General features: G+C 65.6%; 18 protein-coding genes and 1 tRNA gene. 13 read left to right on the forward strand and 6 right to left on the reverse strand.

Annotated elements, in window-relative coordinates:
* The first annotated feature begins 22 nt into the window (after positions 1 to 22).
* The 6 genes from trbL to GGQ98_RS13645 all read left to right on the forward strand — a co-directional run bounded on the left by trbL (position 23) and on the right by GGQ98_RS13645 (position 6,416).
* A complete protein-coding gene (gene trbL, locus GGQ98_RS13620) occupies positions 23 to 1,312 on the forward strand; it encodes a P-type conjugative transfer protein TrbL (protein ID WP_184070464.1) in 1,290 nt (429 codons plus the stop codon).
* 3 nt (positions 1,313 to 1,315) lie between these two features.
* Positions 1,316 to 2,098, forward strand: coding sequence for a conjugal transfer protein TrbF (trbF, locus tag GGQ98_RS13625; protein ID WP_184070433.1), 783 nt, complete (start codon positions 1,316 to 1,318; stop codon positions 2,096 to 2,098).
* On the forward strand, positions 2,095 to 3,036 hold the full coding sequence (trbG, locus tag GGQ98_RS13630; protein ID WP_481133353.1) for a P-type conjugative transfer protein TrbG: 942 nt from the start codon (positions 2,095 to 2,097) through the stop codon (positions 3,034 to 3,036). The genes trbF and trbG overlap by 4 nt, the downstream gene beginning before the upstream one ends.
* Entirely contained in the window at positions 3,033 to 4,238 is a 1,206-nt protein-coding gene (locus GGQ98_RS13635) for a TrbI/VirB10 family protein (RefSeq protein WP_184070435.1), read from the forward strand. The genes trbG and GGQ98_RS13635 overlap by 4 nt, the downstream gene beginning before the upstream one ends.
* The gene (locus GGQ98_RS13640) at positions 4,235 to 4,453 is read left to right on the forward strand and encodes a DUF2274 domain-containing protein (protein WP_184070437.1); all 219 of its coding nucleotides are present in this window, start codon (positions 4,235 to 4,237) and stop codon (positions 4,451 to 4,453) included. Before GGQ98_RS13635 ends, GGQ98_RS13640 begins: the two co-directional genes overlap by 4 nt.
* A 274-nt stretch (positions 4,454 to 4,727) precedes the next feature.
* On the forward strand, positions 4,728 to 6,416 hold the full coding sequence (locus GGQ98_RS13645) for a recombinase family protein (protein WP_243451888.1): 1,689 nt from the start codon (positions 4,728 to 4,730) through the stop codon (positions 6,414 to 6,416).
* Here GGQ98_RS13645 and GGQ98_RS13650 read toward each other — a convergent pair.
* The 3 genes from GGQ98_RS13650 to moaA all read right to left on the reverse strand — a co-directional run bounded on the left by GGQ98_RS13650 (position 6,400) and on the right by moaA (position 8,365).
* Positions 6,400 to 6,474 (reverse strand) — tRNA-Asn (locus tag GGQ98_RS13650). The two genes, GGQ98_RS13645 and GGQ98_RS13650, sit on opposite strands and share 17 nt — an antisense overlap.
* An 86-nt stretch (positions 6,475 to 6,560) precedes the next feature.
* Complete coding sequence (locus tag GGQ98_RS13655; RefSeq protein ID WP_184070438.1) at positions 6,561 to 7,343, reverse strand: NAD kinase; 783 nt, start codon at positions 7,341 to 7,343, stop codon at positions 6,561 to 6,563.
* Positions 7,340 to 8,365: a GTP 3',8-cyclase MoaA gene (gene moaA, locus GGQ98_RS13660; protein WP_184070441.1), complete on the reverse strand. Its 1,026-nt coding sequence runs from the start codon at positions 8,363 to 8,365 to the stop codon at positions 7,340 to 7,342. Before moaA ends, GGQ98_RS13655 begins: the two co-directional genes overlap by 4 nt.
* Positions 8,366 to 8,502: 137 nt before the next feature.
* Here moaA and GGQ98_RS13665 point away from each other — a divergent pair, with 137 nt between their 5' ends.
* From GGQ98_RS13665 to GGQ98_RS13675, 3 genes are all read left to right on the forward strand, one after another.
* Entirely contained in the window at positions 8,503 to 10,587 is a 2,085-nt protein-coding gene (locus GGQ98_RS13665; RefSeq protein WP_184070443.1) for a putative bifunctional diguanylate cyclase/phosphodiesterase, read from the forward strand.
* Positions 10,588 to 10,654: 67 nt separating this feature from the next.
* Entirely contained in the window at positions 10,655 to 12,013 is a 1,359-nt protein-coding gene (locus GGQ98_RS18865; RefSeq protein WP_184070445.1) for a diguanylate cyclase, read from the forward strand.
* Positions 12,014 to 12,039: 26 nt separating this feature from the next.
* On the forward strand, positions 12,040 to 12,660 hold the full coding sequence (locus GGQ98_RS13675) for a DsbA family oxidoreductase (protein ID WP_184070448.1): 621 nt from the start codon (positions 12,040 to 12,042) through the stop codon (positions 12,658 to 12,660).
* A 31-nt stretch (positions 12,661 to 12,691) separates the two neighbouring features.
* Here the strand turns inward: GGQ98_RS13675 and GGQ98_RS13680 are convergent, their stop codons facing one another.
* On the reverse strand, positions 12,692 to 13,072 hold the full coding sequence (locus tag GGQ98_RS13680; protein ID WP_184070450.1) for a VOC family protein: 381 nt from the start codon (positions 13,070 to 13,072) through the stop codon (positions 12,692 to 12,694).
* A 201-nt stretch (positions 13,073 to 13,273) separates the two neighbouring features.
* Between GGQ98_RS13680 and GGQ98_RS13685 the strand changes: the two genes are divergently transcribed.
* Positions 13,274 to 15,085 carry a DUF885 domain-containing protein gene (locus GGQ98_RS13685; protein WP_184070452.1) on the forward strand — a complete coding sequence of 604 codons (1,812 nt, stop codon included), beginning with the start codon at positions 13,274 to 13,276 and terminating at the stop codon, positions 15,083 to 15,085.
* Positions 15,086 to 15,104: 19 nt separating this feature from the next.
* On the opposite strand, the gene mfd is transcribed toward GGQ98_RS13685, so the two are convergent.
* On the reverse strand, positions 15,105 to 18,569 hold the full coding sequence (gene mfd, locus GGQ98_RS13690) for a transcription-repair coupling factor (RefSeq protein ID WP_184070454.1): 3,465 nt from the start codon (positions 18,567 to 18,569) through the stop codon (positions 15,105 to 15,107).
* A complete protein-coding gene (locus GGQ98_RS13695) occupies positions 18,566 to 18,835 on the reverse strand; it encodes an FAD assembly factor SdhE (RefSeq protein ID WP_184070456.1) in 270 nt (89 codons plus the stop codon). Before GGQ98_RS13695 ends, mfd begins: the two co-directional genes overlap by 4 nt.
* A gap of 86 nt (positions 18,836 to 18,921) precedes the next feature.
* Between GGQ98_RS13695 and recG the strand changes: the two genes are divergently transcribed.
* The 3 genes from recG (at position 18,922) to GGQ98_RS13710 (ending at position 22,571) form a co-directional block, all read left to right on the forward strand.
* Positions 18,922 to 20,985 carry an ATP-dependent DNA helicase RecG gene (gene recG, locus GGQ98_RS13700; RefSeq protein ID WP_184070458.1) on the forward strand — a complete coding sequence of 688 codons (2,064 nt, stop codon included), beginning with the start codon at positions 18,922 to 18,924 and terminating at the stop codon, positions 20,983 to 20,985.
* Positions 20,986 to 21,008: 23 nt separating this feature from the next.
* Positions 21,009 to 21,518, forward strand: a complete 510-nt coding sequence (locus GGQ98_RS13705) for a tetratricopeptide repeat protein (RefSeq protein ID WP_184070460.1) — start codon at positions 21,009 to 21,011, stop codon at positions 21,516 to 21,518.
* Between the two features lie 504 nt (positions 21,519 to 22,022).
* Positions 22,023 to 22,571, forward strand: a complete 549-nt coding sequence (locus GGQ98_RS13710; protein ID WP_481133354.1) for a LysR substrate-binding domain-containing protein — start codon at positions 22,023 to 22,025, stop codon at positions 22,569 to 22,571.
* Positions 22,572 to 22,959: the final 388 nt, after the last annotated feature.

Genomic DNA, 22,959 nt, shown 5'->3' on the forward strand with positions numbered 1-22,959 from the left:
TTGAGGAAGCGTGAGCGAACACATGGACGACCTCGGCGTCATCGACCAGTTCCTGAATGTCTTCATCGTCTACATCGACAGCGGATTCGGTCTGCTTGGCGGCGACGTCGCGTTCCTCACCACGATCCTGATTGGCATCGACATCACGCTCGCCGGGCTGTTCTGGGCGCTCGGCGGCGAGGACGATGTCATCGCGAAGCTCGTAAAGAAAATCCTCTACGTGGGGGCCTTCGCGCTCATCCTGAACAACTTCCCCGTGCTCGCCGATATCGTCTTCCGATCGTTTGCAGGGCTCGGGCTTGTCGCTGGTGGCGGCACGATCAGCGCAGACGACCTCCTCAAGCCCGGACATCTTGCCGGCACAGGGTTCGAGGCGGCCTGGCCGCTTCTCGATCAGGCGAGCAAAATGCTGGGTTTTGCGAGCTTTTTCGATAATGTGCTCGTCATCGCCGTACTGCTGATCGCGTGGGTGATTGTCATCGCCGCGTTTTTCGTTCTCGCAGTGCAGCTCTTCATCACGATCCTCGAGTTCAAGCTGACCGCGCTCGCGGGCTTTGTGCTCGTGCCGTTTGCGCTCTGGAACCGCACCGGTTTCCTCGCAGAGCGCGTGCTCGGCAATGTCGTAGCCTCGGGCGTCAAGGTGATGGTGCTCGCCGTCATCGTCGGCATCGGCTCAGGCTTCTTCGGCGACTTCGTCGATGCGCTTGCCGGCGCGGAGCCCGATATCGGCGCAGCGATGAGTCTCGTGCTCGCCAGTCTCGCGCTTTTCGGCCTTGGCGTCTTCGGCCCCGGCATTGCCTCGGGGCTTCTCGCGGGCGCACCGCAGCTCGGCGCCGGCACGGCATTCGGTACGGCAGCGCTCGCCGCGGGCGGACTTGCCATGGGCGGCGCAGCCGGACTTGCAGCGGCCCGCGGGCTCGCAGGCGGAACACTCGGCGCGATCCGGGCAGCGACAACGATGGGCGCCGCAGCCTCGACCGCTTACCAGCTCGGTCAGGAAACCTCGGGCACGACCACGATGCGAAGCGGTCTGGGCGGAGTTGCCTGGGCGGCAAAGGCCGGAGCCGTCCGGCGCGCCGGCGATGCGCTCGGGATCGGTGCCGCCGCCGAGCGCGGGCGCAAGGCTGCGTGGCGGGCCGGGATGGCGCCTGCAAGAGGTGCAAACGCCTCCGGCGAATCCGCTCCCGCCTGGGCGCAGGCGCTCCATGCCCGGCAGATCCAGCGCCAGCGCCGCCATGCCGTGGTCCATGCGCTCCGCGATGGAGACCGCGGCGGCGCGGGCGCCGCGCCCGACATCAGCGAAAGGGATTGAATGATGATCTTCAAACGAAGCCTGCAGCGTTACGGACAGACGCCCGAACCGGAAACGCCCTACCAGCGTGCCGGTCAGCTCTGGGATGAGCGTATCGGAACAGCGCGCGTACAGGCACGAAACTGGCGCCTGATGGCGCTCGGCAACCTCGCGCTCGCAGCGGGACTCGCCGCTGCGCTCATTTGGCAATCGCAGCAGTCTCGCGTCGTGCCCTACGTGGTTGAAGTCGACCGGCTCGGTCAGGCACTCGCGGCCGTACCGGCGACGCAGGATTATACGCCCGGCGACCCACAGATCGCATGGCATCTTGCGCGGTTTATCAAGAACGTCCGCAGCGTGGCGCTTGATCCGGTACTGATGCGCGAGGCCTGGCTCGCCGCCTACGATTTTGCGGACGAGCGCGGCGCGCGCTTTCTCGATGAGTACGCACGCGAAAACGATCCGTTCGCGGAGATCGGAAACCGCAGTGTCTCGGTGCAGGTGACGAGCGCGCTGCGCGCCTCGGCGCGCTCGTTTCAGCTGCAATGGACCGAACGCCATTATCAGCATGGCAGCCTTGCACGAACCGAGCGCTGGACCGCGATCCTGACCTTCGACGTCCGGCCTCCGCGCTCCGTAGATGTGCTCCGCAAAAACCCGCTTGGGCTCTACGTCACCGCGATCGACTGGAACCGCGAGCTGGAGCCCGAAAGCGCAAGGCCACCTGCACAGCCCGTCGCCGCGGAAACGCCTTCGGAAGCGAAGGGCGATTTCCTCATGCCCACAGAAACGAGGTCAGAACCATGAACCGATCATATCGCAAATCCCTTCTGCTGATGGGCATTGCCGTCGGCACTGGTACAGCAGCGCCGGTAGCACGTGCCGATGCCTCATCACTTCACATACCGCCCGGCATCGCCGGCTCCAGCGTGCCTGCGATGCATGCTTCGACGGCGGCACAATCGGGAGCCTCCGCGATACGTCCCGCAGACAATGTGGATGCCGCAAACCGCGCCGCACTGCGGGAGCCAAGCAGCTACCATTATCTGAATGCCGTTCAGGTCTACCCCTACAGCGCCGGCGCGCTTTACCGGGTTTTCGCAGCGCCCGAACGGGTGACCGATATCATGCTCGAGCCCGGCGAGACCCTTATCGCCGTCGCTGCCGGGGATACCGTGCGCTGGACGGTCGGCGATACGGCGAGCGGCGCGGGGGAGACGAGGCGCACGCATATCCTCGTCAAGCCGCTCGCGCCGGGTCTCTCCACCAATGTCGTCATCACGACCGACCGGCGCGCCTATCATCTTCTGCTCTCCAGCACGGCGGCGAGCGCGATGACCGCGCTTTCGTGGACCTATCCCGAGGATGCGCTGCTGGCACTCCGCCGTACCGAAGCCGCCGCTGCGGCGCGGGCGCCCGTCGCGACCGGTTTCGCGCTCGAGGATCTGTCGTTCGGCTATACGATCAGCGGCGACAGCCCCGTCTGGCGCCCGCAGCAGGTCTTCGACGATGGTCGCCAGACCTTCATTGCGTTCGCGCCGGCCATTGCGGTGAGCGAGGCACCGCCACTCTTCGTGCTCGACGCCAAAGGCCGCGCCATGCTCGTCAACTACCGGATGGCAGGCCGCTATTATATCGTCGATCGCCTGTTCGACGTCGCTGAACTGCGGCTTGGCGAAAAGCCCCAGACCATCGTGCGGATCGCGCGCGACGGCCAGACCGGCAAGCGACGGAGGCCGTCGTGACGCCGGACACGGTAGAAGCGGCAAGCGAAGTCGCGCCGCAGTCGCCCAAGCTTGACCCCGAAACGCTCGTACTGCGCGGGCGGCCGCCACGTGTCGTCCGGTTCAGGCGCGGCGTCATCATCGGCCTCGTCGGCGCCGGGGCCTCACTTGTCCTGGCCGCTCTCTGGTTCGGACTCGAGCCTGCACAGCCCGCGCGCAGCGACCCGGTCGAGCTTCCTTTGCGCCCGCGGCACGAGCGCGTCGCCGATGTTCTCGCCGGCGCACCGAAGGATTATGCGGAGATACCCGTGCTCGGGCCGCCGCTTCCCGGTGACCTTGGCAGGCCCATTCTGGCGCATCGCCGGTCGGTGGGACTGGAATCCGAAGCCCCGTTAACCCCGGTGTCCGACGCTGCTGCTGCCGAGGCAGAGCGACGCGCGGCGGAGTTGCAGGCGGCGCGGGCTTCGGGTGTCATGGTACGGCTTGCACGGCCCGGAAGCTCGGGTACCGGAATAGTGGCGGGGCGCGACGTTCCATCCGATCTGGCGCCGGCTGAGCCGGAGGATCCGGGTAGCCCCGGTATCGAGGATCATGCCAACGCGCGGGCGAAGACGAACGGGCGTGCGCTTCCGCAAGCTCTTGTGCCGTCCGGATCGCCTTATACGCTGAGCGCCGGCAGCGTCATTGCCGCAAGCCTTCTCACCGGTTTGAACTCCGACCTTCCCGGCCTCGTCACGGCGCAGGTGACCGAGGGCGTCTACGATACAGCGACTGGGCGCGTTCTGCTCATTCCGCAGGGCGCCCGGCTTGTCGGACGCTACGACAATGCGGTCGCTTTCGGGCAGAGCCGGGCGCTCGTCGTCTGGGAGCGTCTGATCATGCCGGGCGGTGCTTCTGTCGCGCTCGGCAAGATGCCCGCGGCGGATACGGCCGGCTACGCAGGCCTCAGCGACAGCATCGACCGGCACGGGGGCACGCTCCTCAAAGGCGTTCTGCTCTCCAGCCTGCTCGGGGTTGGCACCGAGCTCAGCATTGAGGGTGAAAGCGATCTTGTCGAGGCGCTGCGCGAGTCCGCGCAGCAGGGCACGGCGCGCGCCGGCGATCAGGTCGTGGCGAAAGCGCTCGGTATCCAGCCGACGCTGACAGTGCGGCCCGGCTGGCCGCTCCGCGTCCTCGTGCATGAGGACCTGATCCTCTCGCCATGGGAAGGAGGGAAGCGATGATCAGGCTTCCGAAGCTTCCGGACAAAACGCCGATCAAACTTGCAATCACGATTATGCCGGATCTCGATGAGAAGCTGCGTGCGTATGCCAGTTTTTACAAGGATTTCTACGGCAACGAAGAGTCCGTTTCGTCCCTCGTCCCCGCAATCCTCGAGGCATTTCTCGAAGGAGATCGCGAATTTTCAAGGAGAAGGAAGAAGTCGGGCGCTAAGTGATTTTATTGTTGAGAAAATATCGAAAAAGTTTTCGAAAATATTCGATATATTTGTTCTTTATATTACTTCTTTACTGTCTGGACTGTGGAAAAACATCGGAGCATCGTGGTGCGAACGCGTCATCCTCGTAGGAAAATTGGCGGCAGAAAGGTGAAATCGACACCGCCGCACGAGGGTCTTTGCGCTTTGGTACGTCATATGGCTCGAGTAGCGGCCGAACGCGACTACGGCCTGCTGCTCGAACACGGTGTTCAACCCGGCAGACCAGGTGAAGATGATCATGAAAAGAGCAGCGATTTACGCAAGGTACTCAAGTGATTTGCAAAGCGATGCATCGATCGAGGATCAGGTGCGGGGAGGCAGGGAGTTTGCGCTGAGGAACGGCTGGGATGTAGCCGAAGCGCGCATTTACACCGACCATGGCATGAGCGGCGCCAACATGATGCGCCCCGGACTTCAGATGCTGCTCATCGATGCGCAGGCGGGAAAGTTCGACGTTGTCGTGGCCGAGGCGCTCGATCGCCTTTCCCGTGACCAGGCCGATGTCGCCACCATCCGCAAGCGATTGCTATTCGCCGAAGTCGACATGCACACGCTGTCGGAAGGCGAGATCAGCGAGCTTCACATTGGCCTTAAAGGCACGATGAATGCCCTGTTTCTGAAGGATCTGGCGATCAAGACGCGCCGCGGTCAGCGCGGGCGTGTCGAGAGCGGAAAGTCGGGTGGAGGACTGCCCTACGGCTACCGCATCAAATCCGTCGGCGAGTTTGAGATCGATGCCGCCCAGGCCGTGGTGGTTCAGCGTATCTTCAAGGAATATGCTGACGGCGTCAGTCCTCGCCGGATTGCGGCGATGCTCAATCGCGAGGGCATCGCGAACCCGTCCGGTGCAGGCTGGACGCAGTCGACGCTCAACGGCAATGCGAAACGCGGAACCGGCATTCTCAACAATGAGCTCTACAACGGGCGCCGGATCTGGAACCGCACGCGCAAGGTCAAGGATCCTGATACGGGTGTGCGGCTGTCGCGGGAAAACCCGCCGGAGGAATGGGTCGTCCACGACGTGCCCGAACTTCGCATTGTGGACGAGGCTCTCTGGAGCAGGGCAAAGGCGCGGCAGGAGCGCATGCAGCATTCGTCCTTCACCCTTCAGGACAAGCGGCGGCCCCGGAACCTGCTGTCGTTCCTTCTGAAATGCGGCGAGTGCGGCGGCGGATTCAGCAAGTCGGCACGTAATCACTATGGCTGTTCGACATCCCAGAACAAGGGAACCTGCTGCAACTCGCTGCGGATCAGGCAGGACGTGCTCGAGGGTGCAGTGCTAACGGCGCTTAAACAGCACCTGATGCGTCCTGAACTCTGTGCCGAATTCTGCCGCGAGTACATGGAGCACGTGAACCGGCTGCGCTCCGAACGAAATGCGACGATCAACGCCTGGCAGGCCGAACGGGACCGTCTGCAGGGGCGTCGCGACCGGATCGTGAAGGCCGTCGGAGACGGCTATACGAGCGAGGACATGAAGAACGAGTTCAATGCGAACTTCGCCCGTCGCAAGGAGCTTGACCGGCTTTTGAGCGAAACGCCGCGGGCGCCGGTGTTGATGCACCCATCGATGTCCGAACGTTATCGGACCGAGGTGACCGAACTGACGCGACTGCTTGGATGCAGCGACCGCAGAACCGAGGCAGCGGACGCGCTGCGATCCCTTATCGACAGGATCATCCTCACCCCGAACGAGGACAGAACCGGGCTCGTGGTCGACCTTCACGGCGACCTCGCAGGCATCATCAACCTCGCGGCCGATCGTGATGGCAAGCGGCGGGGCACGGAGCTCGATTCACTCACGCTCGACGCACTGAACCGTTTTCGTATCAATGCGATGCAGGAAAACGTTCAGCGCGCCTCTCAGCGGAGTGCCGGTCGCGTTGCGAAATGTCAGGAAAGGTTGGCTCCCCGGGCCTGATTCGAACAGGCGGCCGTCCGATTAACAGTCGGATGCTCTACCGCTGAGCTACCGGGGAACGGTGTCAGGCGGCGGCGTATATCAGCGGAATTTTCGGCTGCCAAGCCCGGAATGCACAAGCGCGGGCTGCTGCCGGCCGGGGGCTCAGGTCAGGAACTGTTCCATCGTGATGCGATCGTCGAGCGCGTATTCGGGGTCGAACAGCAGTTCGAGCGTGATCGAGCGGTCGGTGCTGATGCGCACCACGTCGACATCGCGCACCTCAAGCTGGTCGGCAACCGCGCTTACGGGGCGTTTACCGGCCTCGAGCATGCGGAATTCCACCGTCGAGGTGTCGGGGATCAGCGCGCCGCGCCAGCGGCGGGGGCGGAACGGGCTGATCGGCGTCAACGCCAGCAGGTCGGACTGGAGCGGCAGGATCGGGCCGTTCGCCGAAAGGTTGTAGGCGGTGGAGCCTGCGGGCGTGGCCACCAGCACGCCGTCGCAGGTGAGTTCGGACATGCGCACGCGCCCGTCGATGGCGATCTCGATCTTGGCGGCCTGCCGGGTTTCCCTCAGCAGCGAAACCTCGTTGATCGCGGGTGATACGATGCGCTCGCCGCTGATCGTGCGCGCATCCATCTGCAGCGGGTGCAGCCTGAAGGCGCGGGCGTTCGCGATGCGCTCGGCGATGCCGTCTGCGCTGTATTCGTTCATCAGGAAGCCGACGGTGCCGCGGTTCATGCCGAACACCTTTGCCGGCCTGCGGCGATGCAGCACCGCGTGCAGCGTCTGCAGCATGAAGCCGTCGCCGCCGAGCGCGAGGATGATGTCGGCGTCCGCCTCGCTCGCCCAGTCGTGCAGCGGCAGGATCGCGGCGGCGGCTTCGCGGGCGGCGGGTGTCGGCGAGATGGCGAGCGCCACCTTGCCGGGGAGCTTTCCGGTCATCCGCCGGTCACGCTCATGTGGCGCGCGACAGCGGCGCGGGGGCCGCCCCGGCCGATCACGAAATCGTGGCCCTTGGGCTTGCGCGTGATCGCTTCGGCGATCGCGGCGTCGAGGTCGGCGTCGCAGGCCGAACGCCGCACGGCGGCGCGCAGGTCGGCGCTGTCGTCCTGGCCCAGACACATGTAGAGCATGCCCGTCGCGGTCAGCCGCACACGGTTGCAGCTTTCGCAGAAATTGTGGGTGAGCGGGGTGATGAACCCGATCCTGCGGCCGGTTTCCGCGACGTTCACATAGCGCGCGGGCCCGCCGGTGGCATAATCCGTCTCGGTCAAGGTGAAGCGCTGCGCAAGCGCCGCGCGCACGCCCGAAAGCGGCAGGTAGCGGTCGGTGCGGTCTTCGTCGATCTCGCCCATCGGCATGGTTTCGATGAAGGTCAGGTCGTGCCCCTCGCGGCCGCACCACGCGACCATGTCGCCAAGTTCGTCGTCGTTGATGCCGCGCAGCGCCACGGTGTTGATCTTCACGAACAGCCCGGCGGCCTTCGCGGCTTCGATGCCTTCCAGAACGCGCCGCAGCTCTCCCCAGCGCGTGATCCGCCGGAAGCGGTCCGGGTCGAGCGTGTCGAGGCTCACGTTCACGCGGCGCACGCCTGCGGCGGCCAGGGTCTCGGCGTGTTTCACGAGCTGGTTGCCGTTGGTGGTCAGCGTCAGTTCGTCGAGCCCGCGCCCGAGATGGCGGGAGAGCGAGTCGACAAGGCCCACGATGCCGCGCCGCACGAGCGGCTCGCCCCCGGTCAGGCGCACCTTGCGCACACCGCGCCGGATGAATGCCGACGCGATGCGGTCGATCTCCTCAAGGTTCAAAACCTCGGATTTCGGCAGGAACTGCATGGTTTCGGCCATGCAGTAGGTGCAGCGGAAATCGCAGCGATCCGTCACCGACACGCGCAGATACGTTACCGCCCGTCCGAAGGGGTCGATAAGCGGGCCTTGCCCGTCTGTCTGTGCGGTTGCGTCGTGCATCGTTCTGCAGAGGTAGTCGCGCCGGAGCCGAGGGGCAAGTTTTGCCGTCAACACTCACGGGTTTCCCGGCGCGCGGTGCTGGCCTTTGCAGGCTACCGTGATAGTGTTACACGCGCTGCGGTCCCAAACGAGGTGAAATGCACGGCTCATCGCTTTCAGCGCCCGTCTTTCTCGCCTCATTCCGCTACCGGCGCGAAGCGCAGGATGCCATTGAGGCGACAGGACGTCCGGTCATCGTCAGCCTGCGGCCTGATGATGCCGCCCGTCGTTATGCCGCCTCCGAAGCGCTTATCGCCATTGTCGATGCGCGCGGCGCGCTCCAGCGCGGGCTTCAGCAGGTCGAGCAGCTATCGCAGGCGGTGCAGGAACGCAGGGGCGGTCTTCTGGTGCTGTTGTCGCGCAGCGACGCGGCCTCTCTGGGCGATGTCTACACGGCGGGCGCGACGCATTATCTGATAAGCCCGTTCGGCGCGTCCGAACTCGGGCAGTCGCTGCGCTTCGTGGAGCGTTCGATCCGGCGCATGCAGAAGACGAGCGCTGAAACCGCGGTGGCGTCGGCGCAGGCGTCGATCGGCGGCACGGCGCGCTGGGAATGGAACCTGGGCGAGGATTTCGTCCGCATCGGCCCGGCTCTTGCCGTGCTTATCGGCGATCCTCCGCACACCGACCGTCTTTCGCTCGACGACGCTTTCCTGCGGCTCGATCGGCGGGCACGGGCGCAGGCGCGCCGCGCCGTCCGCCGCATCTGGCAGGCAGGCGTTCCCGGCGAGGTCGAACACCGTCTGGTGATTGACGGGCGCCCGCATACCTATGTCCATCATGTGCGGCCCGTCCGCGATGCCGGGGGCGGGGTGATGGGGCTTACCGCGACGGTGGAGGATCTCGATTCCACCCTGATCGAGCGCCGTCTGTCCGCGCATTTCGATACGCTGACCGGCCTTGCCAACCTGCGCCATGCCCGCGCCTGGGTGGATGAAAAGCTGAATTCGCGCGCCGGGCACAATCCGGCCTGCATCGTCGTGATGTTCGCGATCAGCCGCTTCGATCAGGTGAACGCCGCCTATGGCCGCGCGGTCGCGGACTCGCTGTTGCAGGCGGTCGGGCGGCGTCTGCGCCGTCTGCTCAACGACCAGACGGCCGAAAGCGAGCTTCCCGCGCGGCTCGGCGGCGCCGAGTTCGCAGTGGCCTTCGCGGGGCCGATCACGCTCAATCAGGCGGTGTTCTTCAGCCAGCGCATCGGCAAGGGCTTCGAGAAGCCGTTCATCGTCGGCGGGCGCGTCATTCACCTTTCATGCCGTCTCGGCATCGCCGCGAGCGACGAGGAGGTGACGACGGCGGACGAGATGTTCCAGCGCGCGAGCGCGGCGCTCGCGAGCGCGAAGGAACTCGATCCCAACAGCTTCCAGGTGTTTCTGTCCGACGAGCACGGCAATCCGGCGCGTTTCGCCAGCCTGGAGTCGGATCTGCGCGCGGCGGCGGAGCGGCGCGGTCTCAGCCTGCTGTATCAGCCGCAGGTCGATATCGTCACGAACCGTATCGTCGGCGTGGAGGCGCTGGTGCGGTGGGACCATCCGCTCTACGGCGTTCTGCCCGCCGAAACCCTGTTCGCGATCGCCGAGCGGGCCGAGTTCGGCACGCGGCTCGGCGAACAGATCATGCGGCAGGCGTGCGGCGAGGCGGCGGCGTGGCCCGCCAGCCTGCGCGACATACGGCTTTCGATCAACGTCACGGCGGCGGACATGCGCGCCCCCGATTTTGAACGTATCGTCGTGGAATCGCTGGCCGACAGCCATTTCCCAGCTGCGCGGCTGACGCTGGAGGTGACCGAGGGCGGTCTCGTCGAGGATCTGGAGCATGCGTCCGAAATTCTCTCCAAGCTCCGTCACCGGGGGATCAGCGTCGCGATCGACGATTTCGGCACCGGCTATTCCTCGCTCGCCTACCTGAAGTCGCTGCCGCTCGACATCCTCAAGGTCGACAAGAAACTCGTCACCGATCTGTCGGGTTCGACGCGCGACCGCGTGATCGTGCGCGGCGTCGTCGATATGGCGCGCTCGCTCGGCATGGTGGTCGTCGCGGAGGGCGTAGAGACCGAGAGCCAGCTCGAAACGCTCGTGCGCGAAGGCTGCAACTGGTATCAGGGCTATCTGTGCAGCCCGCCGCTGGCGCTGGGCGATCTCGCGCCGTTCGTGGAAAACTGGCAGCGCACGCCGTCTGCTTGACCAATCCTTAACCGCCGCCCGTCTAGAACGCTGTTTCGTAATGCTTTAACAGGGGGCAGGCTCGCTCGTGCAGGCCAATCGCATACTGGTCGTCGGCAAGGATGAAGCGCATGCGAAAGCGGGCGCGGCCAGGATAACGTCCGACACATTCACCCAGGTGCAGGCTGCGCCGTGGACGGAAGCGATTCCGCTTGCCTCGAGCGGCCGCTACCAGCTTGTCATCGTGCTGGCCGGTTCCGAAATCGGCATCGCCGCCGTCACCACCTTCGCGCGCAGTGCCGAGCGGTGGACGCAGCGCGAGGGCATGATGCTCGTCGCGCTCACCGAAGACGGCACGGCGGCGCTGCACCGCGATCTCCAGCGCGCCGGGTTCGACGATATCATTCACCGCCCGATGCATCCCACGCAGGTGGGCGGGCGGATTTCGGTGCTGCTGCGCCTCTCCACGATGCGCCGCGAACTGGCCCGCCGCCAGGCGACCGCGCGCGGCTTCACGAGCGGCGACGGTCTTTTCCTCGCGCCTGCCGAGCCGGTGATCGCGAGCCGCAGGGCGTCGGTCCTGCTCGTCCAGTTCGATCAGAGCGCCCACTGCGCCGAACAGTTCAACCGCGCCGTCCGCTCCTGCACCGAGGCGACGATCTGCGATGATCCCGAGGCGGCGCGTTCGCTGCTCTATCGCGGCGGCCTCGATGCCGTGCTGCTCTGCGCGGCGGTGGATCCGAAGGGCGCGATCGAGTTCGCGGACCGGATGCGCCGCGTGCCTGCGCTCTACAATCTGCCGGTGCTGCTCGCGACGCCCGACGTTTCGCAGCTCGATCTCGATACGGTGTTCAACGCGGGCGTCACCGATGTCGCGCCCACGTGCCTGTCGAGCGAACAGCTTTCGGTTCACCTGGCCTCGTTCAAGCGGCTGGAGGCGCTGCGTGCCGCGCTTGCCGTGCGCTATACCCAGCATGTCGAGATGGTCATCCGCGACGGCCTCACCGGCTTTGCGGGGCATGGTTTCGGCATGGCGCATCTGCAATCGACCCTGCACGACTGCGCCGAGCTTTCGCTTCCCGTCGCCGTGGCGGGGCTCACGATCGAAAATCTCGACGAGATCAACGCCGAGCACGGCTATCTCGCGGGCGACGTCGTGATGCGCCGCATCGGCGACATGGTCCGCCGCTGCATCCGCGGCGAGGATATGGCGACGCGCCTGTCGGGCAGCCGCATTCTCGTGCAGTTCCCCGATACGCGCTATGCGAACGCGAATGTCGCGGTGCGCCGCCTGGCCAATGTCCTGCGTTTCCAGAAGATCGATCTGCGCGGAGGCGCTTCCGTCGCGCTCAGGATCGGATACACTCTGGCCTGCTGGGATGGTAAGGCCGACGCGCGGATGCTCGTCGCGTCGCTCAAGGCAAGGAAAGTCGCGGTCGCCGCCTGATCCGGCTCCCGCGCGGGAGAGGTTTCATGGCGATCGCGATCGATGTCGTTTCCGATTTCGTGTGCCCGTGGTGCTGGATCGGCAAGCGCCATCTCGATACGTTCGCGGCCGAGGCTGATGTCGAGCGCCGCTGGCACCCCTATCTGCTCCATCCCGATATCCCGGCAAGCGGCGTCGATCGCGCCGAATTCGTTCGCGCCAAGTTCGGCAGCGACGAGCGCGCGCGCGAACTCGGCGCGGGTGTCACCGCCGCTGCGAAGGGCGTGGGTCTCGATATCGATTACAGCCGCATATCGCGCATACCCGATACGCGCGATGCGCACCGCCTCGTGCGCTGGGCGGGCGGCCAGGGGCGGGCGGACGTCGTCGCCGAAGGGCTGTTCCGCGCTTATTTCAATGAAGGCCGCGATATCGGAGAGGCTGCCGTTCTTGCCGACATCGGCGTCGCGGCAGGCATGGACCGCGCCATTCTGGAGGAGCTTCTCGCCGGCGATGCCGACCGCGAGGTGATCGACGCGCAGGCGGATCGCGCACGGTCGATGGGCGTCAGCGGCGTGCCCACGCATATTTTCGCAAACAAGGTCGCCGTGGTCGGCGCGCAACCGGTAGAGGCGCTTCGGCAGGCCGCAGGGTTGGCGACTTCATAGCTGCCTCCCCCGCGACCCTGAACGAAACGCTTCACCCCATGCGGTGCAGACCGCAAAGTTTGTTGCCCGTGGGGTCGCGCAGATAGGCGAGGTAGAGCTTGCCGATGCTGCCTTCGCGAACGCCGGGCGGGTCTTCGCAGGCGGTGCCGCCGGCTGCGACGCCCGCAGCGTGCCAGGCGTCGGCTTCCTCGGGAGATTTCATCGCAAAGCCGATCGTGGAGCCGTTGGCATGGCAGGCGGGTTCGCCGTTGATCGGCTTGGTGATCACGAAAATGCCGGTGGGCGTCATGTAGAAAACGCGGCCTAGATCGTCGGTATTGCCCGGCGCAACACCGAGCGCGCCAAGCGTGGCGTCATAGAATTTTTTGGCGGCGGCCATATCGTCCGCGCCGACCATGATGTGACTGAACACGTCTTCTCTCCTCCTGCAATGCCGCGCGGGGGGCTGCGGCCTCGCGAACGCTGATGACACGGGCCCTGCGGCGCATCAAGATATCACTACCGGCAGTCGCCGGGTTCGTGTTGCTCTCGACACGGCCCCCCAAAAATCTGTGAAAAGCCTTGCAGCGTTCGGGTCCGCACGCCGCGATCCGGCATTCCATGGGAGAAATTCATGCGCTTCACTCTTGCCCTGCTGCTGGCCTGCGCCGCGCCGCTCGCTTTTGCCCCTGTTCCGGCGACTGCGCAGACAGCGCCCGAAAACACGCAGGATGCGGCGCTGCTCCAGTTCCTCGATCAGGCGTTTGACGCGCGCGTCAGCCTAGAGCCCGAAACGCAGACGCGACTCGGGCTCAAGACCGACTATGACCGGCTCAACGACTATACGGATGCGGCGGCGGTGCGGGAGCAGGCGCTTGCCGAACAGCAGCTCACGGAGATGCGCGCGCGCTTTCGGCCGGAGCAATTGAGCAAGAGCGCGCAACTCAGCTTCCGCCTGTTCGAATATGATGTCGAGCGCAGCCGCAAGGCCTTCGCGTTTCGGAAGCTGCACTTTCCGGTCACGACGAACGGCAGTCCGGCGGGGCATATTCCGGTGCTGCTCATCAACAATCACAAGGTCGATACGGTCGCCGATGCGCAGGCCTACATCGCTCGCCTGCGCGATACCGAGCGCGTGATGCGGGAGGTTGCGGCAACGATGCGCGCGCAGGCCGCGCAGGGCGTCGTTCCCAACACGGTCAACTTCGCGCCTGCGCGCGCAGACGCCGGGAAAGTCCTCGTCGGGGCCCCGTTCGACAGCGGCCCCGATTCGACTCTGATGGCCGATTTCCGCAAGAAGGTCGGCGCCCTCGATGCGCCCGCGCCGGTAAAGGAGAAACTTCTCGCCGATGCAGGCGCGGCGCTGAAAGGCCCGCTGCGCACCGGCTACGACGTGCTGATCGCGGCGATCGACGAAATCGCGCCCCTGTCGAAAGGCAATTTCGGCGTCTGGAGCCTGCCCGGCGGCGATGCCTATTACGCCGATCAGCTGGAAAGTTCGACGACCACGGACCTCACGGCCGACCAGATCCACGCGCTGGGGCTGGAGCAGGTCGCGGCGATCCGGCAGGAGATGGAGGCGATCAAGCGCGAGGTCGGGTTCGACGGCACGCTCGATCAGTTCTTCGATCACGTCCGCACCGATCCCGCGCTCAAATATCCCAACACCGATGCGGGCCGCGAAGCCTATCTGAAGGATGCGCGGGCTGTAATCGCGTCGGTGATGGCCGTCACGCCGCGCTACTTCAGCGTACTGCCCAAGGCTTCGCTCGAGGTGCGCGCGGTGGAGAAATGGCGCGAAGCGACCGCGCCGACCGCTTTCTACAACCCGCCCTCGGCAGATGGTTCACGGCCGGGCATCTATTACGTCAATCTCGTCGACATGAACCAGACCCAGAAGGTGCAGGTCGCCGGAATTTCCGTTCACGAAGGCGCGCCCGGGCACCACTTCCAGATCGCGCGCCAGCAGGAACTCTCGGGCATCCCGAAGTTCCGCAGGTTCGGCGGCTACGGCGCCTATGTCGAAGGCTGGGGCCTGTATTCCGAAAGGCTTGCGGTCGAGATGGGCGCGTACAAGGATCCCTACGAACGGTTCGGCATGCTCTCGCTTCAGGTCTGGCGGGCGATCCGCCTGGTGCTCGACACCGGCATCCATTCGAAGCGCTGGACGCGCGATCAGGCGATCGCCTATTTCAGCGCCAACAGCTCGGTTTCCGATACCGACATCGCGCGCGAGGTCGATCGCTATTTCAACTGGCCGGGGCAGGCGACGAGCTACATGGTCGGCCAGCTCAAGATCGCGGAACTCCGCGCCCGCGCCGAGCGCACCCTCGGCCCGCGCTTCGACATCCGCGAATTCCACGAAGCCGTCCTCAGCGAAGGCGCCCTGCCGCTGAGTGTGCTCGAAGAGCAGGTCGACCGGTATATCGCTGCGAAGCGCCTTTAAGACGGGCTGGTCGCGGCCACTATCCGGCCAGCTTCCCCATCGCACGCGCGACGTTGAGCCCGCCTTGCAGACGCGATGCCGGGTTCGGCCAGTCGCGGCTGATGAACAGCTTGTGGTCCGGGCGCAGCCGCGCGACCTGCGCGTTTTTCTGCACGAACTCGATCAGCTTGCCGGGTTTCGGGAAGCTCCCGGCGTGGAAGGCGATCAGCGCACCTTTGGGTCCGGCCTCCAGCTTCTCGATGTTCGCGGCCTTGCAGTGCAGTTTGATTTCAATGACTTTCAGAAGATTGCTGACTTCACTCGGCAGCTTGCCGAAGCGGTCGATCAGCTCAGCGGCGAAGGGCTCCACGTCCGCCACCTCGTCGATGTCGTTGAGCCGCCGGTAGAGCGCCATCCGCAGGTTGAGGTCGCTCACATAGCTTTCCGGGATGAGGATCGGCGCATCCACGGCGATCTGCGGGCTGAACGCCTCGCGCGGCCGGTCGAGCCCGGCGGCGTCGGCGCGCGCCGCCAGCATCGCCTCCTCCAGCATGTCCTGATACAGTTCGAAGCCGATCTCGCGGATATGCCCGGATTGTTCGTCGCCCAGCAGATTGCCCGCGCCTCTGATGTCGAGGTCTTGCGCGGCGAGCTGGAAGCCCGCGCCGAGCGTATCGAGGTTCGACAGCACCTGCAGCCGCTTCATCGCCGTCTCGGTCACCATGTGGTTCGCGGGCGTCGTCAGATACGCATAGGCGCGCGCCTTCGATCGCCCGACGCGCCCCCGGATCTGGTAAAGCTGCGCCAGCCCGAACATGTCGGCGCGGTGGACGACCAGCGTGTTGGCGCTCGGAATGTCGAGCCCGGATTCGATGATCGTCGTGGAAACCAGCACGTCGTAGCGCGTGTCGTAGAAGGCGGACATGCGCTCTTCCACCTCGGTCGCCCCCATCTGCCCGTGCGCGACGATGAACTTCACTTCCGGCACGTGGCTGCGCAGGAACTCCTCGATCTCGGGGATATCGGCGATGCGCGGCGTCACGAAGAAGCTCTGTCCGCCGCGATAATGCTCGCGCAGCAGCGCCTCGCGCACCACCACCTCGTCCCACGGCATCACGTAGGTGCGCACGGCGAGCCGGTCGACGGGCGGCGTCGCGATGATCGACATGTCGCGCAGCCCCGACATCGCCATCTGCAGCGTGCGGGGGATCGGCGTTGCGGTCAGCGTCAGCACATGCACGTCGGATTTCAGCTGTTTCAGCCGCTCCTTGTGGATCACGCCGAAGCGCTGCTCTTCATCCACGATGACAAGACCGAGCCGCTTGAAATTGATGTTCTTCGATAAAAGCGCGTGCGTGCCGACGACGATATCGACGGTGCCGTCGGTCAGCCCCGCGCGCGTCTGCGCCGCTTCGCCTGCCGAAACCAGCCGCGACAGGTGGCCTATCTTCACCGGCAGGCCGTCGAAGCGCTCGCGGAAATTCTGCGCGTGCTGGCGCGCGAGCAGCGTCGTCGGGCAGATCACCGCCACCTGATCGCCCGCCATCGCGCCGACGAACGCGGCGCGCAGCGCCACCTCGGTCTTGCCGAAGCCGACATCGCCCACGATCAGCCGGTCCATCGGCTTTCCGGCCGAAAGGTCCGCGACCACGTCTTCCACCGCGCGCAGCTGGTCGTCGGTTTCGGCGTAGGGGAAGCGGTCCACGAACGCCCCGAAAGTAGCCGCCTCCGTCTCGAAAACCTTCCCCGGACGAGTCGCTCTCTCTGCGGCTACTTTGAGAAGTTCGTTCGCAATCTCGCGAATCCGCTCCTTCATTCTGGCCTTGCGAGCCTGCCAGCTCGCGCCGCCCAGTTTGTCGAGCGCGACATTCTCGGAATCCGAACCGTAGCGCGAAAGAACGTCCATGTTCTCCACCGGCACATACAGCTTGTCGCCGCCGGCGTAGGTCAGATGCACGCAGTCGTGCGGGCTCCTGCCCACCTCGATCGTGGTCAGCCCTTCATAGCGCCCGATGCCGTGGTCGGCGTGCACCACGATGTCTCCCGGCGTCATCATGGAAAGCTGGTCCATGAACGCGTCGGCCTTGCGCGCGCGCTTCACCCGCCGCACCATCCGGTCGCCGAACATGTCCTGCTCGGAAACCAGCGCGACATCGCCGCTGGTGAAGCCGTGGTCGATCGGCAGCACCGCCATCGCCGCGCCGCCGCTCTTGGCCGCGCCCAGCGCCTCCTGCCAGTTCTCGACGATATGCAGCGGCCCGAAGCCGTGGTCGGCGAGCAGCGTGTGCAGCCGGTCGCGCGATCCCTCGGTATAGCTCGCCAGCACGACGCGGTGCCTGCTCTTGTGCAGCGCCGCGACATGCGTGCCGACGGCCTCGTAGATGTTCGCCTGCGCCGCGCGCTCGGGCGCGAAGTCACGCGCCGCCGTCACGCCGAGGTCGAGCACGGCGTCCTCGTCGGGCCGCGCGAAGTGCGTGGCGAGGTGCATCTGCCGCGCGTCCCATGCGGCCTTGGTCAGGTACAGCGCGTCGGGCGCGAGCGGCCGGTAGCTGCCCGGCTCTCGTGTCATCGCGGCCACGCGGTTGCCGTGATAGTCGTCGATCGCCGCGAACCGCTGCTCGGCGGCAAGGCTCGTGCCTTCATCGCGTACGGTGATGTCGGCGGTGCCCAGATAGTCGAACACCGTGCCGAGCGCGTCCTCGAACAGCGGCAGCCAGTTCTCCATGCCCGCAAGCCGCCGCCCGTCGCTTACCGCCTGATACAGCGGATCGCCCGTCGCTGCGGCGCCGAAGCGTTCCACATAGCCGCGCCGGAAGCGCTGGATGCTGTCCGCCGAAAGCAGCGCCTCCGAAACCGGCAGCAGATCGAACCCGGCGCTGGTGCCGCTCGTCATCTGGCTGGCGGGGTCGAACAGCCGCAGCGTTTCGATCTCGTCGCCGAAGAAGTCGAGCCGCAGCGCATGTTCGCCGCCCGCTGGAAACAGGTCCAGAATGCCGCCGCGCACGGCGAACTCGCCCGCGTCCATCACCGTGTCGGTTCGCACGTAGCCGTGGGCGACGAGCATTTCGGCAAGTGCATCGCGGTCGATGCGCTCCCCCGGCGCGATCCGCGCGGAAAGCCGCGCCAACCGCTCCGGCGTCAGTGTGCGCTGGATGAGCGCGTTCACGGTGGTCGCGACCAGTTGCGGCGTCTTCACCAGCCTCAGCAGCCCCGCGAGCCCCGCCACCCGGTCCGCCGCCACACGCAGCGAGGGCGATGCGCGGTCGTAGGGCAGCGAATCCCAGGCCGGAACGTACAGCGTCTCCACTTCAGGCGCGAAGAAGTGCGCGGCGTCGAGAAGCTGGTGCGCGGCAAGATCGTCGGGCGCGACGAACACGGCGCGGCCGCCGTTGGCAAACGCCGTGCGCGCCAGGTCCGCGAGCAGCCATGGCTGGAATCCCGCAGGCGCGCTCGCCAGCGTCAGCGGCGTCGCGGCTTTCGCAATCGCCTCGATATAATTCTTCACTCCGGCGCCACCATGAAATCAAGCCGCTTCAAGGCATCCAGCAGCGGCCCATGCCAGCGCTCCGGCGCCGTGTCGGTGCCGATCGCCCACGCCATGATCTCCACGTCATCCTCTTCGAGGAACGCTTCCATCCACGCGATCTCGGCCTCGCTCCAGCGCGCGAGGTGGCGGTCGGTGAAGCTGCCGATCATGATGTCGGCTTCCTTGGTGCCGCGATGCCAGGCGCGGAAGTGGAGCCGCCGCCGGCGCGCGTCTAGGGTGGTCATATGCGCTTTCGCCAATAGCAATGTGACGGAAAGCGCATTTGCGCCTCCCGCTGCATGGAGTTAGTCAGTTCGCGAAGCGAGATACCATGCGGCCCGATATCCTCAACCCCCTGTTCGCGGAAATCGCGGCGCTGAAAGGCGTAGGCCCGGCGCTTCAGCGCCAGCTCGAGCGGCTGGATATCGCGCGCGTCAGTGATCTTCTGTTTCATCTGCCCACCGGCGAGATCGAGCGCGTGCGCACCGATACGGTCCACGCCGGGCTGGAGGGCAGGGTCGTCACGCTTGCCGTCGATGTCGTGGCTCACGAAACGCGCGGGCCGAAATCTCCCTTGCGCGTCCGCGTGCTCGATGCGGAGGGCAATCCGCTGGACATCGTGTTCTTCACCGATCGCGGCGGCTATGCGCGCCAGCTGCTCCCCGTCGGCGAGCGCCGTGTCGTCAGCGGACGACTCGACAGCTTCGGGCAAAGCCTTCAGATCGTGCATCCCGATCACGTCGTCGCGCCCGAAAAATCCGCCGAGATCCCCGACCGCGAGCCCGTCTACGGTCTCACCGAAGGGCTCACTAACCGCCGCCTCCGCACGCTCGTCGAGCATGCGATGGAGCGCGTGCCGGAGCTTCCCGAGTGGGCCGAGCCCTCGCTGCTTGCCGTGAAGCACTGGCCGTGCTGGCACACGGCGCTTGCCGCTGCGCACGCGAACGACCGCGATGCGCGCGACCGCCTCGCTTATGATGAAATGCTCGCGAACCAGCTCGCGCTGCTCCTGATGCGGCAGGCATCCCGCCGCAAGGGCGCGCGGGCGCTTCGCGGCAATGGTCGCCTTCTGAACGCGATGCTCGCCGCACTGCCCTATCGCCCCACCAGCGCCCAGCAGCGCGCCATTGCCGAAATTCTAGGCGATATCGCGCAGGCCGCCCCGATGCTTCGGCTGCTGCACGGCGATGTCGGCTCGGGCAAAACGCTGGTCGCGCTCGCCGCCATGCTCGGCGCCGTCGAGGCCGGGGCGCAGGCGGCGATGCTCGCCCCCACCGAAATCCTCGCCCGCCAGCACATGGCGAATGTCACCGCTCTTCTGGACGGCGTCGGCGTCCGCGCTGAAATCCTCACCGGCCGCGAAAAGGGCGCGCAGCGAAAGGCCATCCTCGCCGATCTGGCCGCCGGCGACATCCACATCCTCGTCGGCACGCACGCGATCTTTCAGGAGGCGGTGGACTACCGCAACCTCGGCCTCGTCGTCGTGGACGAGCAGCACCGCTTCGGCGTCGCCCAGCGGCTGATGCTGGCCGACAAGGCCGAAAAGACCGCGCACATGCTGGTGATGACCGCCACGCCGATCCCGCGCACGCTCACGCTCACCCAGTACGGCGAGATGGATATCTCGAAGCTCGACGAGATGCCGCCGGGTCGCACGCCGGTGGAAACCCGCGTCATCAGTCAGGAGCGGCTCGATGAGGTCGTAGAGGGCGTCGGCCGTCTCCTCGAAGACGGCGGCCGCGCCTACTGGGTCTGCCCTTTGGTGGATGAAAGCGAAGTCGCGGGCGATCTCGCCGCCGCCGACGCGCGTCATGTGATGCTGAAGGACCGCTTCGGCCCCGTCGTCGGCCTTGTCCACGGCCGTATGAAGGGTCCGGAGAAAGACGCCGTGATGGCGGATTTCCAGTCCGGCCGCATCCGGCTTCTGGTCGCCACGACCGTCGTCGAGGTCGGTGTCGACGTGCCCGAAGCGAGCCTGATGATCATCGAGCAGGCCGAACGCTTCGGCCTCGCCCAGCTCCACCAGCTTCGCGGCCGCGTCGGACGCGGCGCGGCGCGTTCGGTGTGTCTGCTCGTCCGCGCGCCGAACATCTCGGAAACGGCGCGAAAGCGACTTGCGCTCATCAAGGGGACGAACGACGGTTTTGCAATCGCCGAGGAAGATCTCAAGCTGCGCGGCGGCGGCGAGCTGCTCGGCGTGCGCCAGTCCGGCGACCCGGAGTTCCGCGTCGCCACGCCCGAGCAGGTCGCCGCCCTCGTCGAGTCCGCGCGCGACGACGCGCGCCTGCTCGTCGAGCACGAAGGCGGGCTTTCCGGTCGGCGCGGCGATGCGGCGCGCATCCTGCTTTATCTGTTCGGGCGCGACTCCGCAGTCGGACTCTTGCGTTCCGGCTAGGTCTTTGCGACAGCCGAAAAAGCATGAAGACACCGCTTGCAATTGCAGTGCTGCTCGCACTCTCCGCGCCGTCGTTTGCCGGGGCCGGCGATTGGGCGTCGGCGCGGCTTGAAGGCGCGATGTCGGCCTATCATGCGGGCGATTATCGCGCCGCGCGGCGCGGGTTCCAGCGCCTTTCCGAGCACGGCTCGGCGATCGCGGAAACGATGCTCGGCGTCATGTACGCGAAGGGGCGGGGTGTTCGGGAAAACCGCGCGGTCGCTGCAGGATGGTTTTACCGTGCGGCCAGCCGCGGCTACGGCCCTGCGCAGATCGCGCTCTCCGATGCCTTTGCGCGCGGCAGCGGGGTCAGCCGCGACGCCCGCGACGCCTACTTCTGGGCACTCGCCGCGACCACCGGCGGCGACCGCAGCGCCGAAGCATCGGGGCATATGCGCGTAAAGGCGCTGGAGAAATTCCTCAGCGCGGATGCGCGCGTAGAGATCGCCGAAGACGTCCACAACTGGCGCCCGCGCGCGCAGCGCGAGCGGTAGTTCGGAAGGTCACAGGCACTGTACGCAGCATGTTTGGAGCGAGACGTAGGAGGAGGGAGTGATGCACACAGGATCCTGCGTGTGCGGCGCCGTGACATTTTTGGTCTAAGGCGATTTGCCCGGGCCGGATGGCTGTCAATGCACGAGATGCCGGAAACATTCGGGTCACTATTTCGTCTCGACAGATGTACAGAGGTCCGCGTTGACCATCCGAACGCCGCCAAGAACGGACCAATCTGAACCTTCGTTGAAACACGGCTCGCTTTGCTCAGCGATTACTCGCGGAAGATCATGTCCAGCATATGGGCCTTCCAGATCGATACCGCACGCTCGATTGGCGCCCCGTCCGGATTGCGAATATATTCGGCGTTATCTCGTTCCTGCTTGTATCGCTCGACCGCTGGCTTTACCTCTCGATCCATGAGGTCATGGACGCGCTTCTGAAACGCGCTTGACGTTCCGCGTTCGTGAAATCCATTTATGGCTCACCCTAAGTGACAGAGACTGGCCAGGCATGAGGGGCTGAATGCTCGCATGATGCTGATCGATCGCAATGTTCGCATCGTCGAAGAGGGGATCGACGTGGCGGTCCGGATCGGTCCGCTCTCCGACAGCGCCTTACGGGTGGTGGCGATCGGATCCGTCCACCAGACGATCGTCGGCAGTCCGGCCTATCTGACCAAACATGGTGTGCCTGCGTCACCATCCGACTTGAAGGCCCATCACGGTATCGTTGGAAACGGTGTTCGTGTCGGCAGCACATGGCCATTTGGGTTGAAAGGCGAGACGATTGTCGAGGTTGTCCCCCGCCTGACAGTCAACACCGTGGACGCGACGATCGCAGCCGTCGAGGCTGGGCTGGGTCTCGCCAACCTCCTGAGCTATCAAACGGCGGAGGCAATCGCCGCCGGCAGGTTGGTCCGGGTGCTCGCGGACGAGGCCCCCTTCCCTCTGCCCGTGAGCCTGTTATTCGAAGCTGGCCGCGCCGCAATGCCGGCAGTGCGGCTATTCATCGAGGCCATGAGAGAGCGTGCACGGCAGCGCGCCTGGTGAGTGGTTTCGGCGCAGCCACTACCCTTATACTATGGAAAGCGCCGTCCGATTGTGCCAGCGCGTAGACGTTCAAGGGGAGTCAGAGAACTCTGGAGACCGCCGCTCCTTTTTCGCCTACAGTTCGACCACAGCCTTGCGACCAGGTTCTGAACATGTGCGCGCATTGACGAGCGCATTATTAGGCCGCAGATCGGACTCCGGGGATCCAGCCGCCGCCTTCTTTGCTTGAAAATCTGTGTATGGTGGGAAGGTTGCGGCCAGTCGCCAGATCTGTGAGGCGCTGGCAGAGCGATATTAACCTTTTCAAGTCCAGTTGGATGTAAGTTCGGGGCTATGCGGCTCACCACGATCACGAACTGGGCTTATGGAGCAACCGTCCTCCTGACGC

Source organism: Sphingosinicella soli (genome assembly GCF_014199685.1).
GTDB lineage: Bacteria > Pseudomonadota > Alphaproteobacteria > Sphingomonadales > Sphingomonadaceae > Sphingosinicella > Sphingosinicella soli.

Coding starts and splice junctions, on each gene's coding strand:
- trbL (WP_184070464.1), top strand. CDS start 23: ATGGACGACCTCGGCGTCATCGACCAGTTCCTGAATGTCTTCATCGTC.
- trbF (WP_184070433.1), top strand. CDS start 1,316: ATGATCTTCAAACGAAGCCTGCAGCGTTACGGACAGACGCCCGAACCG.
- trbG (WP_481133353.1), top strand. CDS start 2,095: ATGAACCGATCATATCGCAAATCCCTTCTGCTGATGGGCATTGCCGTC.
- GGQ98_RS13640 (WP_184070437.1), top strand. CDS start 4,235: ATGATCAGGCTTCCGAAGCTTCCGGACAAAACGCCGATCAAACTTGCA.
- GGQ98_RS13645 (WP_243451888.1), top strand. CDS start 4,728: ATGATCATGAAAAGAGCAGCGATTTACGCAAGGTACTCAAGTGATTTG.
- GGQ98_RS13655 (WP_184070438.1), bottom strand. CDS start 7,343: ATGACCGGAAAGCTCCCCGGCAAGGTGGCGCTCGCCATCTCGCCGACA.
- moaA (WP_184070441.1), bottom strand. CDS start 8,365: ATGCACGACGCAACCGCACAGACAGACGGGCAAGGCCCGCTTATCGAC.
- GGQ98_RS13665 (WP_184070443.1), top strand. CDS start 8,503: ATGCACGGCTCATCGCTTTCAGCGCCCGTCTTTCTCGCCTCATTCCGC.
- GGQ98_RS13675 (WP_184070448.1), top strand. CDS start 12,040: ATGGCGATCGCGATCGATGTCGTTTCCGATTTCGTGTGCCCGTGGTGC.
- GGQ98_RS13685 (WP_184070452.1), top strand. CDS start 13,274: ATGCGCTTCACTCTTGCCCTGCTGCTGGCCTGCGCCGCGCCGCTCGCT.
- GGQ98_RS13695 (WP_184070456.1), bottom strand. CDS start 18,835: ATGACCACCCTAGACGCGCGCCGGCGGCGGCTCCACTTCCGCGCCTGG.
- recG (WP_184070458.1), top strand. CDS start 18,922: ATGCGGCCCGATATCCTCAACCCCCTGTTCGCGGAAATCGCGGCGCTG.
- GGQ98_RS13705 (WP_184070460.1), top strand. CDS start 21,009: ATGAAGACACCGCTTGCAATTGCAGTGCTGCTCGCACTCTCCGCGCCG.